The sequence below is a fragment of the Bosea sp. 685 genome, from assembly GCF_031884435.1.
Lineage (GTDB): Bacteria > Pseudomonadota > Alphaproteobacteria > Rhizobiales > Beijerinckiaceae > Allobosea.
Map to the genome: position 1 here is coordinate 4,790,948 of NZ_CP134779.1, position 15,485 is coordinate 4,806,432.

Genomic DNA, 15,485 nt, shown 5'->3' on the forward strand with positions numbered 1-15,485 from the left:
GAGGCAAGCGTGACTGGGGGCTGAAGCGATGAGGATCGTCGGCGGACGCTTCGGCGGGAGGCCGCTCGCCGGCCCTAAACCGGGGATCGGGACCATTCGCCCGACCTCCGACCGTTTGCGAGAATCGCTCTTCAACGTGCTCGCCCACGCCTATGACGATGTGGTCGAGGGCGCGCGCGTGCTCGATCTCTTCGCCGGCACGGGCGCGATGGCGTTCGAAGCGCTCTCGCGCGGCGCTGAATTCGCGTTGCTGGTCGATGACGGCACCGAGGCGCGCGGCTTGATCCGCGAGAACCAGATGAATCTCGGCCTCGCCGGCCATAGCCGCGTCTTCCGCCGCGACGCCACCAAGCTCGGCCCGGCGAGCCCGATGCCGCCCTTCGGGCTGGTGTTCTGCGATCCGCCCTATCGCAAGGGCTTGGGCGAAAAGGCGCTCGTCTCGGCCCAGCTAGGCGGCTGGCTGACGCCGGACGCGCTCATCGTGCTGGAAGAGGCCGCGGGCGTGGAAATCGCCGTGCCGGAGGGCTTCGCCATGGTCGAGCGCCGCGACTATGGCGAGACGCAGGTGGTCCTGCTGCGGCTGGGATAGGATGTCAGCCCGCAGGGGCGATCTTGTACCAGAAGCTGGAGCGCTTCATCCTGTGGGCGCAACTTGACCGCGTCCAGCTCAGCCCTCAGGAAAAGCCAGGTTGAGACCGTCTGGGATTGCGAGGTCTGGATGCTGCGACTTCATTATTACCCCGGCTTTATCAGCCTCGCCGCCCATATTGTCCTTGAGGAAATCGGCGCGGAATACGAACTTTCATTCGTCAATTTGCACAAGGGCCCGAGCAACAACCCATCCTATCGCGCCTTGCACCCAGATGGGCTCGTGCCTGTGCTGGAGAGCGATGACCTCGTTCTCTACGAGAGTACGGCCATCACCCTTCACTTGCTCGAGTTGAAGGAAGGAGCAACGCTTATACCTGCACAAGGCAGCGTCCTCAGGCCGCAGTTTTACAAATGGCTTATGTGGCTTGCGACCGCGCCGCACGCGAATTTGTCGCTCTACCTGCACCCCAACAAGGTCGCCGTCTCCGTCGAGGCACAAGCCGAAATCAAACAAGCCGCCGAGCAACGAGTGAATAGCCAGTTCGACCGCCTGGAAGACGAACTGGCGCGTCATGGCGGCCCGTGGTTTTTGAGTGATACATACTCCGCTGTCGACGCCTATGTGTTCACCCTCGCGCGCTGGTCTCGCGGCATGCCCCGGCCCGCCGCCAGCCGACCACATTTGGGCGCGTATTTACGCCGCGTGATCGAGCGGCCAGCCGTTCAGCGTGCCCTTGCACAAGAACACATACCGCAGCCATGGCTATGAGACAGAGTGCTGCATGACGCCGGAGGCGTCGTACCGTTCTCATGAGAACGCGGCCTGATTTTCACCGCCGCCCGAACAGCTTCTCGATATCGCTGAGCTTCAACTCGACATAGGTCGGCCGGCCATGGTTGCACTGGCCTGAATTGGGCGTGACCTCCATCTCGCGCAGCAGTGCGTCCATCTCCTCGGGGCGCATGCGGCGGCCGGCGCGCACCGAATTGTGGCAGGCCATCGTCGCCAGCACATGGTCGAGCCGGCGTTCGAGCGAGCCCGCCGTACCATGCTCGGCCAGCGCATCGGCGACATCGCGCACGAGCTTCTGGAGATTGCCGCCGGCGAGCTGGCTTGGTGCCTCACGAACCAGCACCGCGCCGGGCCCGAAGGCCTCGATGCCGAGCCCCAGCGTCGCGAGTTCGTCGCAGGCCGCATTCAGGCGATCGGCATCGACGGGGTCGAGTTCGACGACCTCCGGCAGCAAAAGCGCCTGCCGGGCGATGCCCGACTTGGCGCGCTCGGCCTTCAACCGCTCATAGACCAGCCGCTCATGGGCGGCATGCTGGTCGACGATGACGACACCCTCTCGTGTCTGGGCGACGATATAGGTCTCGTGCAATTGCGCGCGGGCCGCGCCGAGTGGCCGATCGAGTGCATCGGGAGCGGGCTCGACAGCGTGGGCGCGTGCATCGGCAGAGGGCGCAGCGAAGCTCTCGAAGCCCGCCTGGGACGCCTCGCCGAAGCCGGCTGCAGGCCGGGGCCAGGCCGGCGTCTCGGGAAAATGCGGGCGCGGGATGGAAGCCCCCCCATTGCCCGCGAACACAGCGCGAAAGGCCTCCAGCGTCCGGGCCCCGCCGGTGGTTGTTGCGCGATGGCCAGCCTCGGCCAGAGCCGCCTTCAGCCCGGAGACGACAAGGCCGCGCACCAGAGCGGGATCGCGGAAGCGCACCTCGCTCTTGGCCGGGTGGACGTTGACGTCGACGAGGCGCGGCTCGCAGGCGACATCGAGGAACAGCACCGGATGTCGGTCGGAGGGCACGACATCGGCATAGGCGCCGCGCACGGCCGAGAGCAGCAGCTTGTCGCGCACCGGCCGGCCGTTCACCGCCAAATGCACCCCCGCCGAGGTGCCGCGATGGAAGGTCGGCAGGCCGGCAAAGCCCGTGACGCGGAAGCCCTCGCGCGCCACATCCAAAGGCAGCGCATTTTCCGGGAAATCGCGCCCGAGCCCGCGCGCCAGCCGACGCAGCATGCCATCCTCACCATGCGCCTCCGCCGGCCAGTCGAATCCGGTGACGTGATCGCCATCGAGCGCGAAGCGGATCGTCGGATGGGTGATGGCGAGCCGCCGCAGCATCTCCGAGACGGCCTGCGCCTCGGCACGGTCGCTCTTCAGGAATTTGAGCCGCGCCGGAGTGAAGGCGAAGAGATCGCTCACCTCGATGCGCGTCCCTGCCACTGCCACGACCGGCCGCACCACACCCTTCTCGCCAGCCTCGACGACAAGCCCATGGCCATGAGCGGAATCATGCCGGCGGGTCGCGATCGAGAGCCGCGCGACCGAACCGATCGAGGGCAAGGCCTCACCGCGAAAACCCAGCGACTTGATCGCGAAAAGGTCGCCATCGGGCAGTTTCGAGGTGGCGTGGCGCTCGATCGCCAGCGCCAGATCCTCGGGCGACATGCCGGAGCCGTCATCGACGACGCGGATCAATTCGCGCCCACCGGCTGCGATCGTGACCGAAATCGCGCGCGCGCCGGCATCGATCGCGTTCTCGACCAACTCCTTCACGGCAGCCGCCGGCCGCTCGATCACCTCGCCGGCGGCGATGCGGTCGACGAGAACGGGATCGAGGCGGCGAACTGTCATGAATAGCCCAGCAGGAGAAGACCAGGCACAGTCCGAATCGTCAGCTGCGCCCTTCGGCAAGATAGCGCTTGGCGAGGAGTTTCGCTTCCTCGACCGCCGGCTGGTCGAACGGATCCACACCCATGGCATAGCCGGTCAGGACCGTCTCGAGCATGAAGTGCATCAGCACCTCGCCATGGATGGTCTCGTCGATCTCATCGACATGGAAGCGGCGCACCGAGCAGCCGTTCTTGGCGAAGGTGTCGATCATCGCGACGCCCTGAGCGGCCACGAGATCGCCGATCGTCTTGCCGGCGAAATCGTCCTGGCCGATCTTGCCGGCAAGCTCGGCATCGATCCTGGGACCCTTGCCCTTGGCGCCGACCGTCAGCACCGTGAAGAACTTGTCCTTCGGGCCGGCGAGATAGAGCTGCTGCTGCGAATGCTGATCGACCGGGCCGAGCGCGCCGACAGGCTGCGTGCCCTGCCCATCCTTGCCCAGGCTCTCGGCCCAGAGCTGCATCCACCAGCGCGTCAGCAGTGCGAATTTGTCGGCATAGGGCATCAGAACGGCGATGTTCTTGCCTGAGCGCATCGCGGCGAGATGCAGCGCCGCACCGACCGCGGCCGGCGTCTCGCGCACGCTCTTGCCCGCCAGGACCGGTGCCACCGCCTTGGCGGCGCCGGCCCGCAGAGCCTCGATGTCGAGACCCAGCGCGGCCGCCGGCAACAGGCCGCAATTGGTCAGCACCGAATAGCGTCCACCGACGCCGGTATGGTGCTCGAGGAAGGGTACGCCGAAGGGCTCGAGCAGCGCGCGCAGCGGATGCAGCTTGCCGGGAATCGCAGGCTCGGACAGGCCCTGGAAACGCTCGCCGATCTGCGCATCGCTGAAGCCGGCGGCACGCAGGGCGCTGATCACCGTGATGCTCTGCAGCAGGGTCTCGCCGGTGCCGCCCGATTTCGAGATGGCGACGAATTTCGTCGTCTTGAACGGCAGCTTGGCGAGCAGCTCCGAATAGGTCTCGGGGTCGAGATTGTCGATGAAATGGACGCGCGGCTCGGGCGCGAAGCGCGACAGGCCGGAGATGCCGTAATCGGCGAGCTGCGCCAGCGTCTGGCCGCCGAGGCTGGAGCCGCCGGTGCCGAGCACGAGGATATCGGTCGCGCCCTCCTTGAGGCGCTTGGCCGCGGCATGGACCGGCGGCAGATCGGCCGTGTCGGCGGGCAGGCCGAGCAGCGGCAGCGAATGATCCCGCGCCTGGCCCTGCAGCCGCGCTAATGCGGGCGCAAGATCAGCCAGCGCCTGCTCGAAAGCGGCGTCGGGAATGCCGCCCTTGCCGACACCGGATTCAAGCGCGAGATCGAAGCTTTGCTGCAGCATGGTGATGAGGTCCGTCGCTGTGCCTGAGGGAAAGGACGAGAGGGTTCAGACGAGGCCGACCGGCCGACCGACGGCCTGCACCAGCAAGCGCGGATCGCCGAACAGACGCTTGGCCACGCGGCAGATATCGGCGAGCGTGACCTCGGCGAAGAGCCGGTTGCGCTCGCTCAGGAACTCCGGCTCGAAGCCGTTGACCGCGAGGCTGAGCAGTTCGGCGGCGATCTTGGGAGAGGTGTCGAAGCGCAGCGGATAGGAGCCGATGATGTAGCGCTTGGCCTCCTCGACTTCATGCTCGCTTGGCCCCTCATTTGCGAGCTTGGCCATCTCCTCGCGGATGACGACAAGCGATTCCGCCGCGCGGTCGTTGCGCGTCGCGGTGCCGCCGACGAGCATGGCGCTCTCGCGCAGGGGCAGCAGGCTGGAGGAAACGCCATAGGCGAGGCCGCGCTTCTCGCGCACCTCGAGGAAGAGGCGGGAGGTGAAGGCCGAGCCACCGAGGATATGATTCAGCACGCTGCCCGCGATGAAATCGGGATCGTTGCGCATCAATCCCGGCCCGACGAAGCGCAGCACGGTCTGGGGCACGTCGAGATCGATGACATGGGTCTGGCCCAGCCCCTGGATCGGCAGCGGCGTGCCCGGCAGAGCACGCGGCCTGCCTTCCGGCAAGGCGCCGAAGATCTGGTCGAGACGCTGCGCCAGCTCGTCGGCGGTGATGTCACCGACCACGACGATCTTGAGGCCACCGCGGCTGAGCAGATCGCGGGTGAGCGTCTTGAGCCCTGCCGCCTGCAGTTTCGAGACGCTGTCGATATCGCCCTTCTCGGGCCGGCCATAGGGGTGGCCGGGATAGGCCGCCGCATAAAGCGCATTGCGGCAGAGCGTCTCGGGGTTCTGCGCCTGGCGCTGCAGTCCGGCAACGATCTGCGACTTCACCCGCGTGACCGCGTCGACATCGAAGCGCGGCGCGTTGAGCGCCAGCGCCAGCAATTCGAAAGCAGTATCGCGATGGCGCGACAGGGTCTGGAGCTGGCCGTGGAAATCGTCTCGGCGCGCATCGAAGCCGAGGCTGATGGCGTGGTCGGCCATCTTGCCCTGGAAGGCCTCGGCATCGAGATCGCCGGCGCCCTCATCGAGCAGGCCGGAGATCATATAAGCGCTGCCGGCCCCGTTCTCGGGGTCGCGGGTCGCGCCGCCGTCGAAGGCGAAGTCGATCGCGATCAGGGGCAGGCTATGCTCTTCGACCAGCCAGGCCTCGACGCCGGCAGTGGAGCGGACCTTCTGCACAGCGACGGAGGGGCCAGCGATCGCGGAATGGGCAACGGGGATGGGCGCGTTCATGTCGCTTCCTGAAAGCGGGACATGACGCCCCGCCCGGTTGAAAGGAGGGCAGACGGTCAGGCGACCGGCAGCAAAAGGCCGGTGACCGAGCGGTCGGGCCGGAGATAACGGCGCGCGGCCTCGACGACCGCCTCGCGCGGAACCGCCTCGATGCGCTCGGGCCAGGTCAACACATCCTCGACGGTCTCACCGACGGCAAGCGAGGCCCCGAAGATGCGGGCGAGCGAAGACTGGCTGTCGCGGGCGAAGATGGTCTCGGCAACGAGCCGGGTGCGGGCGCGCGTCAGTTCGATCTCGCTGGGCCCCTCCGCCAGGAAGGTCGCGAGTGCGGCATCGAGGCCGGCTTCGAGCACGGCCATCTCCACGCCCGGGCGCGGGCTGGTCGAGACCTGGAAAGCCGAGCGATCAACCATCGAGCCCATGAAATAGGCGCTGGCGCCGGCGGCGAGCTCCTGCTCGACGCAGAGGCTGCGATAGAGCCGCGACGTGGTGCCACCGCCAAGGATTTCCGCAGCGATCTCCAGAGCGAAGACCTCGGTCCGATCGCCGCTGAGATAGGTCGGTGTCAGCCAGCCCCGGCGCAACGAAGGCTGGTGCACGCGCGGATCGCTCAGCGTGACGCGCCGCGCCGCGCGCGGATCGGGCTCGGCTGGACGCTTGCGGGAAGGGGTCTCGCCGCGCGCAGCAATCTGGCCATAGGTTGCCTCGGCGAGCTCGCGCACTTCCTTCGCCTCGACATCGCCGGCAACGACCAGGATCGCATTCTCGGGCGTGTAGAAGCGCTGGTAGTAGGCGAAGGCGTCGTCGCGGTTCAGCTCCTCGATCTCGTGCTCCCAGCCGATGATCGGCGTGCCATAGGGATGATGCACGAACATCGCCGCGGAGAACTCCTCGCTGAGCTGAGCCGCCGGGTCGGAATCGACGCGCATGCGGCGCTCCTCGAGCACAACGTCGCGCTCTGGTCCGACAACGCTCTCGTCGAAGGCGAGCCCGGTCATCCGGTCGGCCTCGTAATCCATCATGGCGCGCAGGTGCTGCTTCGGCACGCGCTGGAAATAGGCGGTGTAGTCGTAGGAGGTGAAGGCGTTCTCCTGCCCGCCGAAGCCGGCGACGATCTTGGAGAATTCGCCTGCCGGCCAGCGGGCCGTGCCTTTGAACATCAGATGTTCGAGGAAATGGGCGATGCCGGACTTGCCCGCCGGATCATCGGCCGAACCGTTGCGGTACCAGACCATATGGGTGACGACCGGGGCGCGATGGTCGGGTACCACGACGACCTCCAGGCCGTTGCCGAGCCGAAACGACTCGACAGGCACGCTCATGCGGGTCGGTGGGATATGGATCGTCATCGCGGGACCGTGGTGGGTTGGCGGCGGGGCATGAAGAGCCTCTAACAAAACCTGGAGGGGCCTCGACGCCGGCAATTCGTTCGTTCCGCCAGAAGCGGCACGAAGCCGATGCCAATGGCATAGGCAAGCGACGCGACGCCGCGGACGATCGAATTCCCGGCGCCGAAAGTGGGCTTTGGAGGGGCGCCTGCTGCGTCGAAACGACTTGCCGATACCAAAGGGTATCGGCTGCGCGCTTCTCCTAGCATCCACCTCCTCCAAAACCCATCGAGACCCCTCCAGGTTTTGTTAGAGGCTCTCAACCCATATAGGCCGCCATCCCTCGGAGAACCAGACGCGACGCCCGTCTCAGTTGATCGCCGGCAGGGTCGGCATGGGCGTACCCTGAACGAATTCCTTCTGTCCCACGGCCTGCGTGTCCTCGCGCGGGGCATTCCTGCCAGGTCCGACAGGCGCCGTTCCGGCCGGGCGACGATAGCCGACCGGCGGCTCGTAGAGATATTTCCGGTCCGGCTCGCCACCATAGGTCAGGCTCGCCAAATCCTCGGCGTTCTTGCCCGCGGCGATGTCGCGACCGGTCCGGATCGGGCCGATGTTTTCCTCATAGGTCTTCGACTGCTGCGGCTGGAACGGCCGGCTGTCGCGGCCTGCGACACGGCCCTTTTGCAGCTCTTCCTGGCTTAGCAGCGGGCGCTGATTGTCCTTGTACTTCTCGCGTTCGGTGGCGGGCACCAGCGCGCGTGCATCCTCGGCGCGACGCTTGACGATTTCGGGATCATTCGGCCAGGCGGCATTGCGCGCGCTCGCCGGCTCCTGCGGCCGCGGCAGGGTCGAACCGGGAGGCACCACGAGCGGCGGCCGCTGCCGGTATTCGATGTCGCTATTGGCCTTGCCGCCGATGACGCCCTCCATCAGATTCTTGAAGAGCATGCCCTCCTGCGCGAAGGCGGGCGAGGCCGCAAGCAGCAGCCCACCGGCCAGGAGCCAATGCGTCACGCGGATGCGATGAGCCATCTCAAACCTCCCTCGGGATTTTTTCATCCCCACTTCAACCTCAGGCGCGCGGCAAAACGATGGCGAAGCGCGCATCATGCCGGCTTATCCGGGCTGGAACGGAAGGACTCATATAGCAGAGCGGCCACGCCGACAACGATCGCCGCATCGGCGATGTTGAAGATGTACCAGCTGAAGCTGCCGTGATGCAGGTGCACGAAATCGACGACAGCGCCATAGGCCGCGCGATCGAGGCCATTGCCCAGCGCTCCGCCGACGATCAGCGCCAGGCTGATAACGGTCAATCGCCGCGTCTCGCGCCACATCCAGCGCCCGAGCCAGATCGCGGCAACGAACGAGATCACCACCAGGAGCCAGCGGCCGAGGTCGCCATCCTGCTGGAACAGGCCATAGGAAATGCCGCGATTCCAGGCGAGCACGATCTCCATGAAGGGCGCGACCTCGAAGGGACCGTTCTCGGCCAGCCGAACCCCGAAGAGCAGCCAGAGCTTGAGCGCCTGATCAAGCCCAAAGACCAGAGCGACGATGAAGACGCCGAGGCGGCGCGCGGGCATCATCGCGCGCGCTGCCCAAGCTCGCGCAAAGCCTTGGCGTCGCGCGGCGTCACCTCCGGATAGGCCGGATCGGCCAGCGCGGGGTCGAAATACTTCCAGGAGCGGACGCATTTGACGCCCGGCGCCCGCACGGAGACGACCGCGACGCCCGGCACATCGGCCAGGCGGAAGGCGTCCTGCGGCCCCTCGCCCGCGCTGATCGCGATGCCCGAGGTGATGCTGATCTCGGCGAGATCGACGCCCGAAAGCGCGGCCCTCAGATCGGGATCGTCGATATAGACCTTGGGCGCGGCCTCCAGCGAAGAGCCGATGCGCTTGCCCGCCCGCTCCAGCTCCAGCGCGCCAGTAACGACGCGGCGGACGCGGCGGATCTTGCTCCAGCGCTCGGCAAGCTCGGGATCGAGCCAGCCTTCAGGCGCTTGCGCGAAGAGTTCGAGATGCACCGAGCCGTCCATCGCCTTCTGCTCGGGATAGCGCTCCAGCCAGGCCTCTTCCGCGGTGAAGACCAGGATCGGCGCGAGCCAGGTGGCCAGGCAACGGAAGAGATGATCGACCACCGTCAATGCGCTCTTGCGGACATGGCTCGACAAGGGGTCGCAATAGAGTGCGTCCTTGCGGATGTCGAAATAGAAGGCCGAAAGCTCGGTGTTCATGAACTGCGAGAGCAGGTTCACCACCTTCTTATAGTCGTAGGTGCGATAGGCCTCCTCGACCTGCGGCCCGAGCTCGGCGAGCCGATGCAGCATCAACCGCTCCAGCTCCGGCATGGTCTGCGGCTCGTTGACCCGGATATCCTCGCTGAAATGGGCAAGCGTGCCGAGCATCCAGCGCGTGGTGTTGCGCAGCTTGCGATAGGTCTCGACGAAGGTCTTGAGGATCTCCTTGCCGATGCGCAGATCGTCGGAATAATCGGCCGCCGCGACCCAGAGGCGCAGGATGTCGGCGCCCGAATCCTTGATGATGTCCTGCGGGGCGGTGACGTTGCCCTTCGACTTCGACATCTTCTCGCCCTTCTCGTCGAGGCAGAAGCCGTGGGTCAGGACGACGTCGAAGGGCGCCCGGCCGCGCGTGCCGCAGCTTTCGAGCAGGCTTGAATGGAACCAGCCGCGATGCTGGTCGGAGCCTTCGAGATACATCACCCGGTCATTGCCGCCATCGCCGCGCCGGCGGGCGCGCAGATCGGAGCGCTTCTCCAGCGTGAAGGCGTGGGTCGAGCCTGAATCGAACCAGACGTCGAGCACGTCGGTGACGCGCTCGTAAGCCGCCGGGTCATAGCCGAAGGGCTTCAGGAAGCGCGCGCCGTCCAGATCGGTAAACCAGGCGTCGGCGCCTTCCAGCTCGAAGGCATCGGCGATCGCGGCGTTGACCTTGGCGTCGACCAGGATTGCGCCCGTCTCCTTCTCGACGAAGACGGTGATCGGAACGCCCCAGGCGCGCTGGCGCGAGACTACCCAGTCGGGGCGGTTGGCGATCATGCCGTTGATGCGGTTCTCACCGGCGGCGGGCACCCATTGCGTGTCCTTGATCGCGCCGAGCGCAACCTCGCGCAAAGTGCGATTGCCCAGGCTCTCGACCGCCTTGTCCATGGCGATGAACCATTGCGGCGTGTTGCGGAAGATGACCGGCTTCTTCGAGCGCCAGCTATGCGGATACTGGTGCTTCAACCGACCGCGCGCGACGAGATGGCCGCTCGCGGCAAGGGCCTTGATCACGGCTTCGTTGGCGTCGCCCTTCTCGCCCTTGTCGGTGATGACCTGCTTGCCCTCAAAACCGGGCGCATCCTTGGTGAAGCGGCCATCGGCATCGACGGTGTAGGGGATGTGGGTGTCGATGCCGCGCTCGGCCAGCATTCGGCCATTGGCCATCCAGACGTCGAAGTCCTCGCGACCATGGCCGGGTGCGGTGTGGACGAAGCCCGTACCGGCATCGTCGGTGACATGGTCGCCGTCGAGCAGCGGTACGTCGAAATCATAGCCCTGGCCGCGCAGCGGGTGAGCGCAGGTCAGGCCGGCCAGCTCATGGGCAGATACATCCGAAACCAGCTCGAAAGCCTCCACCTTCGCCGCCTTGAAGACGCCTTCGGCGAGGTTCTTGGCGAGCACATAGCTCGCACCGACCTTGGCCCAATTGCCTTCGGGCGACGCAGTGATGCGGTAAAGCCCATAGGCGATCTTGTTGTGGAAGGAGATCGCGCGGTTGCCGGGGATCGTCCAGGGCGTGGTCGTCCAGATCAGGATCGAGGCATCAGCGAGACCGCCGGCAGGCGCGACGACCGGGAACGCCACGAACACCGTGTCGCTGACATGCTCCTCATACTCGACCTCGGCCTCCGCCAGCGCGGTCTTCTCGACCACCGACCACATCACCGGCTTGGAGCCGCGATAGAGCTGGCCGGTCTCGGCGAACTTCATGATCTCGCGGGAGATCTGTGCCTCGGCGGGATAGGCCATGGTGAGATAAGGGTCGGCCCAATCGCCCTCGACGCCCAGGCGCTTGAACTCCTCGCGCTGGATATCGACCCATTTCTCGGCGAAGGCGCGGCATTCCTTGCGGAATTCGACGACCGGCACATCGTCCTTGTTCAGGCCCTTGGCGCGATACTGCTCCTCGATCTTCCATTCGATCGGCAGGCCGTGGCAGTCCCAGCCCGGCACATAGTTCGAATCGAAGCCGAGCATCTGCTGCGAGCGTGCGACGAGATCCTTCAGCACCTTGTTGAGCACATGGCCGATATGGATGTTGCCATTGGCGTAGGGCGGGCCGTCATGCAGCACGAAGCGGTCGCGCCCCTTCGCGGTGGCGCGCAGCTTCTTATAGAGGTCGATCCTGGCCCAGCGGGCGAGCAGTTCCGGCTCGCGCTGCGGCAACCCCGCGCGCATCGGGAACTCGGTCTGGGGCAGGAACAGCGTCTGGGAGTAGTCGACGGTTTCGGTCTTGTCGGCGGCTTTGTCGGTCATGTCGGGTCCGGCTCGGGCAATGCGGACAAGCGGGCCATTCGAGGCTGGCGCGGCGCTGGTCCATCGTGAAACTGGGAAGCGATGGTCACCCCGGCTTGCGCAAGCGCCCGCGCGTCAGCGCAGGGCGGCAGCCGGGCCCGTAATTCGCCGGAGGTCTATGAGCGTGGCGCGATCAGCAAGCATCTGCGGCTTCTAGCAAACGCGGTCTACGGAAGGAAGGGCGGCGTTTTCGCCAAGATGTCGCGCGCCGCCACGCTATCGGCGTCCATCTGCACGATCAGCGCTTCGAGCGTATCGAACTTCGCCTCGCCGCGCAGCCAGGAGACGAGCGCGACATCGACCTGCTTGCCATAGATATCGCCGGAGAAATCGAAGACGAAGGTCTCCAATCGCGGCGCACCGTCGTCGAAGGTCGGGCGGCGGCCGAAGCTGGCGACGCCGTCATGCCAGACACCGTCGATCTTCATCCTGACCGCATAGATACCGTAACGCAGCTTGCAATCGCGGGCGAGGTGCATGTTGGCGGTCGGGTAGCCGAGATCGCGGCCGCGCTTGTCGCCATGGGCAACGACGCCGCGCACGAACCAGGGCCGCCCCAGGAAATCCGCCGCGCGGGCGACATCACCGGCCTCGAGCGCGATACGGATCAATGTCGAGGAGACCGGCTCGCCAGCCCAGGCATAGGGCGGCACGACCGCGACGGGCACGCCCTGCACGCCTGCGCGCGCCTGCAGCATCTCGGGCGAGCCGGCGCGGCCCTGGCCGAAATGGAAGTCATAGCCGCAGACGAGCCCGGTCGCCCCCAGCTTGCCGAGCAGCAGATCATCGACAAAGGCCTCGGCGCTGATCGTCGCGACGCCGCGGTCGAAAGGCAGGACGAAGGTCAATGGCAGGCCGGCCTGGCCGAGCAGCTCCAGCTTCACGGCCGGCGGCGTCAGCCGGAACACCGGCTGGTCGGGGCGGAAGACGCTGCGCGGATGCGGCTCGAAGGTCAGTGCGGCGGCCTTCGCCCCACGCTCGGCCGCCATCGCAACCGCGACGCGGGCAAGCTCGGCATGGCCGCGATGGACCCCATCAAAATTGCCGAGCGCCAGGACCGCGCCGCGCAAGGCGTCGGGAACCGGTTTCTCGATGTCGAGAACGAAAGCGGCATGCGCGTCGAAAGGATGCGCGTCGAAAGGCTGCAGGTCAGGAGGCTGCAGGTCAGGAGGCTGCGCGTCGGCAGGCGGCGCATCGGCGGGAAAGGTCATCGATCGCAAGCGTCCGGGCGCCCGAGGAGCCCGGGCGGAGCAGTGTTTGGCCTCAAGGCCGCAGAGGCGTCAAGGCCAAGAGCGAGACCGTCATTCTCGGGCGAAGCAAAGCGAAGACCCGAGAACCTCGTTCAAGAAGGGGCTTTCCTGCTTGAGATGGCCGGGTCAAGCCCGACCATGACGCTAAAGCATGCTCAGAGCTTCCGCGCAGGCGGCAGCGCGACCCAGGCCTCGCCCTCCAGCACGGCCTTGCCGTCGACCAGGCATTCGCAGAACAGCCGAGCCCGCCTGCGCTCGGCCACCAGCTCCACCACCTCGACGCGGGCCGTGACGACATCGCCGATCTTGACCGGCGCAAGGAAGGTCAGGGTCTGCGAGAGATAGACCGCGCCCGGCCCCGGCAGGCGTGTGCCGAGCAGCGCCGAGACGAGGCTTGCGGTCAGCATGCCATGGGCGATGCGCTGGCCGAACTTGGTGCTGGCGGCATAGCGGTCGCAGAGATGGATCGGGTTCGCATCGCCCGAGAGATCCGCGAAAAGCGAGATGTCGCGCTCCATCACGGTACGCATCAGGCTCTCATTCTGCCCGATCGACAGATCCTCGAAGGCATGAACCTGATAAAGAGAGCTGGTCATCGTCCTGGCGGTCCCGGTGCTCCAGGCCAGCAGCTCGGCGCGGCCCGTTCTATCTCGCATCTGCGAAAGCCTGTCACAGCCGCCCGGTTTCGACCATTGAACTTTGGTGATCGCCGGCCATTGCAGCCGGCGGAACGGCAAATGCCGTTGGGTCACTTCGGCATTGGATTAACCGCTTTGAAACGCCGCAGGCCTAAGACAGTCGATCCATGGCCGCCCGCTAGAGACGGCACGCGGCCTGGGTATCGCCCCGCCCTGCGAATTTGATGCTTGGAGCACCATAATGGCTCTCGACCCCTCCATGCCGATCCTGGTGGTCGATGATTATCAGACCATGGTCCGAATCATCCGCAATCTCCTGAAGCAGCTCGGCTTTGAGAATGTCGACGATGCGTCCGACGGCTCCGCGGCGATCGCCAAGATGCGCGACAAGAAATACGGGCTGGTGATCTCGGACTGGAACATGGAGCCGATGACCGGGTTCGAATTGCTGCGCCGCGTGCGCGAGGAAGATGCGCTGTCGCAGACGCCGTTCATCATCGTGACCGCCGAATCCAAGACCGAAAACGTCATCGCCGCCAAGAAGGCCGGCGTGAACAACTACATCGTCAAGCCGTTCAACGCTCAGACGCTGAAGACCAAGATCGAATCGGTCTGCGCCGCCTGAGCGCGCTCCACCCCTGAGCCCTCATCCTGAGGAGCCACGAAGTGGCGTCTCGAAGGATGCTCCAGGAGGTTCCGGAAACAACGGGAACACCCCTTCGGGACTAAGCCTGCGGCGCTCCTCAGGATGAGGGCTGCATAGAGGCCGCCTTCTGGCTCCGCCCTCTCACCACACCAGATGCGGCAATGCGTAGTCCGGCCGGTGGCTCTGCTCGGCGAACCAATCATGCCTGTGCTCCCAGGACGCTTCGAGCAGGTCCTGCGCATGGATCCCGGCCAGCACCATGACGCTCGTCGCGCCAAAGCCGTTGGCTCCGGCGATGTCGGTACGGATCGCATCGCCGATGCCGCAGATGCGTGATCGCTCGACGGCTGCGCCACGCTCCCGCTCCATGATCGCGACCGCCATCTCGTAGATCGGCTGGTGCGGCTTGCCGGCATAGATGACCTTGCCGCCGGCCTCTTCATAGGCGAGCGCGATCGAGCCCGCGCAAGGCACGATGCGCCCTCCCCGGTCGACCACCAGATCGGGATTGGCACAGATCAGGGTGAGGTCGCGCCGGGCGAAGTCGGCCAGCATGCCGGCATAGCTCCCGGCCGTCTCGGTCTCGTCGTCGAACAGGCCGGTGCAGAGCACGTAATTCGCCTCCGCCGGCCCGACGCGCGGAGCATCAAGCCCCGCGACCAGCGGCAGGTCGCGGTCGGGGCCGAGCATGAAGACAGGCTCGCCGGCGCGCTCCTGGATCAAGGCACGGCAGACATCGCCGGAGGTCACGATCGCGTCCCAGGCGTCCTTGGGCACGTTGAACCCGGCGAGCTGGCGCTCGATCTCGGCGCGCGGGCGCGGCGCATTGGTGACGAGGACGACGAAGACGCCGCGCTGCCTTGCAGCAACCAGCGCCTCGACGGCGCCGCGATGCGCCACGACGCCGTTATGAACCACGCCCCAGACATCGCAGAGGCAGAGATCGAACTGGTCGGCGATCTCGGAAAAGCCGGTCAGGGCCGTGGTGGCTTCGCTCTTCGGTGGTGGCAAGTCGTGGTCACTCCGGATGGCATCGGGCAGATTCTACCGCCCGAAGGAAAAGCATGATGCCGGAAAATGACAACCACTTCTCGGCGTTGAGCGCTCATG

Annotated in this window: 13 protein-coding genes; 3 read left to right on the top strand and 10 right to left on the bottom strand. The window is 66.0% G+C overall.

From position 1 onward, the window contains the following. Positions 1 to 28: 28 nt before the first annotated feature. Positions 29 to 589, top strand: a complete 561-nt coding sequence (gene rsmD, locus RMR04_RS23655; RefSeq protein ID WP_311910936.1) for a 16S rRNA (guanine(966)-N(2))-methyltransferase RsmD — start codon at positions 29 to 31, stop codon at positions 587 to 589. Between the two features lie 63 nt (positions 590 to 652). Further along, a complete protein-coding gene (locus RMR04_RS23660; RefSeq protein ID WP_311910937.1) occupies positions 653 to 1,360 on the top strand; it encodes a glutathione S-transferase family protein in 708 nt (235 codons plus the stop codon). Positions 1,361 to 1,421: 61 nt separating this feature from the next. On the opposite strand, the gene mutL is transcribed toward RMR04_RS23660, so the two are convergent. The 9 genes from mutL to RMR04_RS23705 all read right to left on the bottom strand — a co-directional run bounded on the left by mutL (position 1,422) and on the right by RMR04_RS23705 (position 13,687). Continuing rightward, positions 1,422 to 3,224 carry a DNA mismatch repair endonuclease MutL gene (gene mutL / locus RMR04_RS23665; RefSeq protein ID WP_311910938.1) on the bottom strand — a complete coding sequence of 601 codons (1,803 nt, stop codon included), beginning with the start codon at positions 3,222 to 3,224 and terminating at the stop codon, positions 1,422 to 1,424. 40 nt (positions 3,225 to 3,264) lie between these two features. Next, positions 3,265 to 4,587 (bottom strand): glucose-6-phosphate isomerase, encoded by a 1,323-nt coding sequence (locus RMR04_RS23670; protein WP_311910939.1) that lies wholly within the window; start codon positions 4,585 to 4,587, stop codon positions 3,265 to 3,267. A gap of 45 nt (positions 4,588 to 4,632) precedes the next feature. Then, positions 4,633 to 5,928: a M16 family metallopeptidase gene (locus tag RMR04_RS23675; RefSeq protein ID WP_311910940.1), complete on the bottom strand. Its 1,296-nt coding sequence runs from the start codon at positions 5,926 to 5,928 to the stop codon at positions 4,633 to 4,635. Between the two features lie 56 nt (positions 5,929 to 5,984). Then, positions 5,985 to 7,277, bottom strand: coding sequence for a M16 family metallopeptidase (locus RMR04_RS23680; RefSeq protein ID WP_311910941.1), 1,293 nt, complete (start codon positions 7,275 to 7,277; stop codon positions 5,985 to 5,987). Positions 7,278 to 7,625: 348 nt separating this feature from the next. Then, positions 7,626 to 8,291, bottom strand: a complete 666-nt coding sequence (locus RMR04_RS23685) for a hypothetical protein (protein WP_311910942.1) — start codon at positions 8,289 to 8,291, stop codon at positions 7,626 to 7,628. A 74-nt stretch (positions 8,292 to 8,365) separates the two neighbouring features. Then, positions 8,366 to 8,845: a signal peptidase II gene (lspA, locus tag RMR04_RS23690; RefSeq protein ID WP_311910943.1), complete on the bottom strand. Its 480-nt coding sequence runs from the start codon at positions 8,843 to 8,845 to the stop codon at positions 8,366 to 8,368. Then, the gene (gene ileS / locus RMR04_RS23695) at positions 8,845 to 11,802 is read right to left on the bottom strand and encodes an isoleucine--tRNA ligase (RefSeq protein ID WP_311910944.1); all 2,958 of its coding nucleotides are present in this window, start codon (positions 11,800 to 11,802) and stop codon (positions 8,845 to 8,847) included. Before ileS ends, lspA begins: the two co-directional genes overlap by 1 nt. A 206-nt stretch (positions 11,803 to 12,008) precedes the next feature. Further along, the gene (locus tag RMR04_RS23700) at positions 12,009 to 13,052 is read right to left on the bottom strand and encodes a bifunctional riboflavin kinase/FAD synthetase (RefSeq protein WP_311910945.1); all 1,044 of its coding nucleotides are present in this window, start codon (positions 13,050 to 13,052) and stop codon (positions 12,009 to 12,011) included. A gap of 194 nt (positions 13,053 to 13,246) precedes the next feature. Beyond that, positions 13,247 to 13,687: a MaoC family dehydratase gene (locus RMR04_RS23705; RefSeq protein ID WP_311910946.1), complete on the bottom strand. Its 441-nt coding sequence runs from the start codon at positions 13,685 to 13,687 to the stop codon at positions 13,247 to 13,249. A 283-nt stretch (positions 13,688 to 13,970) separates the two neighbouring features. Here RMR04_RS23705 and RMR04_RS23710 point away from each other — a divergent pair, with 283 nt between their 5' ends. After that, positions 13,971 to 14,354 carry a response regulator gene (locus tag RMR04_RS23710; protein ID WP_092169732.1) on the top strand — a complete coding sequence of 128 codons (384 nt, stop codon included), beginning with the start codon at positions 13,971 to 13,973 and terminating at the stop codon, positions 14,352 to 14,354. Between the two features lie 162 nt (positions 14,355 to 14,516). Here RMR04_RS23710 and RMR04_RS23715 read toward each other — a convergent pair whose 3' ends face one another. Continuing rightward, entirely contained in the window at positions 14,517 to 15,386 is an 870-nt protein-coding gene (locus RMR04_RS23715) for a TIGR01459 family HAD-type hydrolase (RefSeq protein ID WP_311910947.1), read from the bottom strand. Between the last annotated feature and the right edge of the window lie 99 nt (positions 15,387 to 15,485).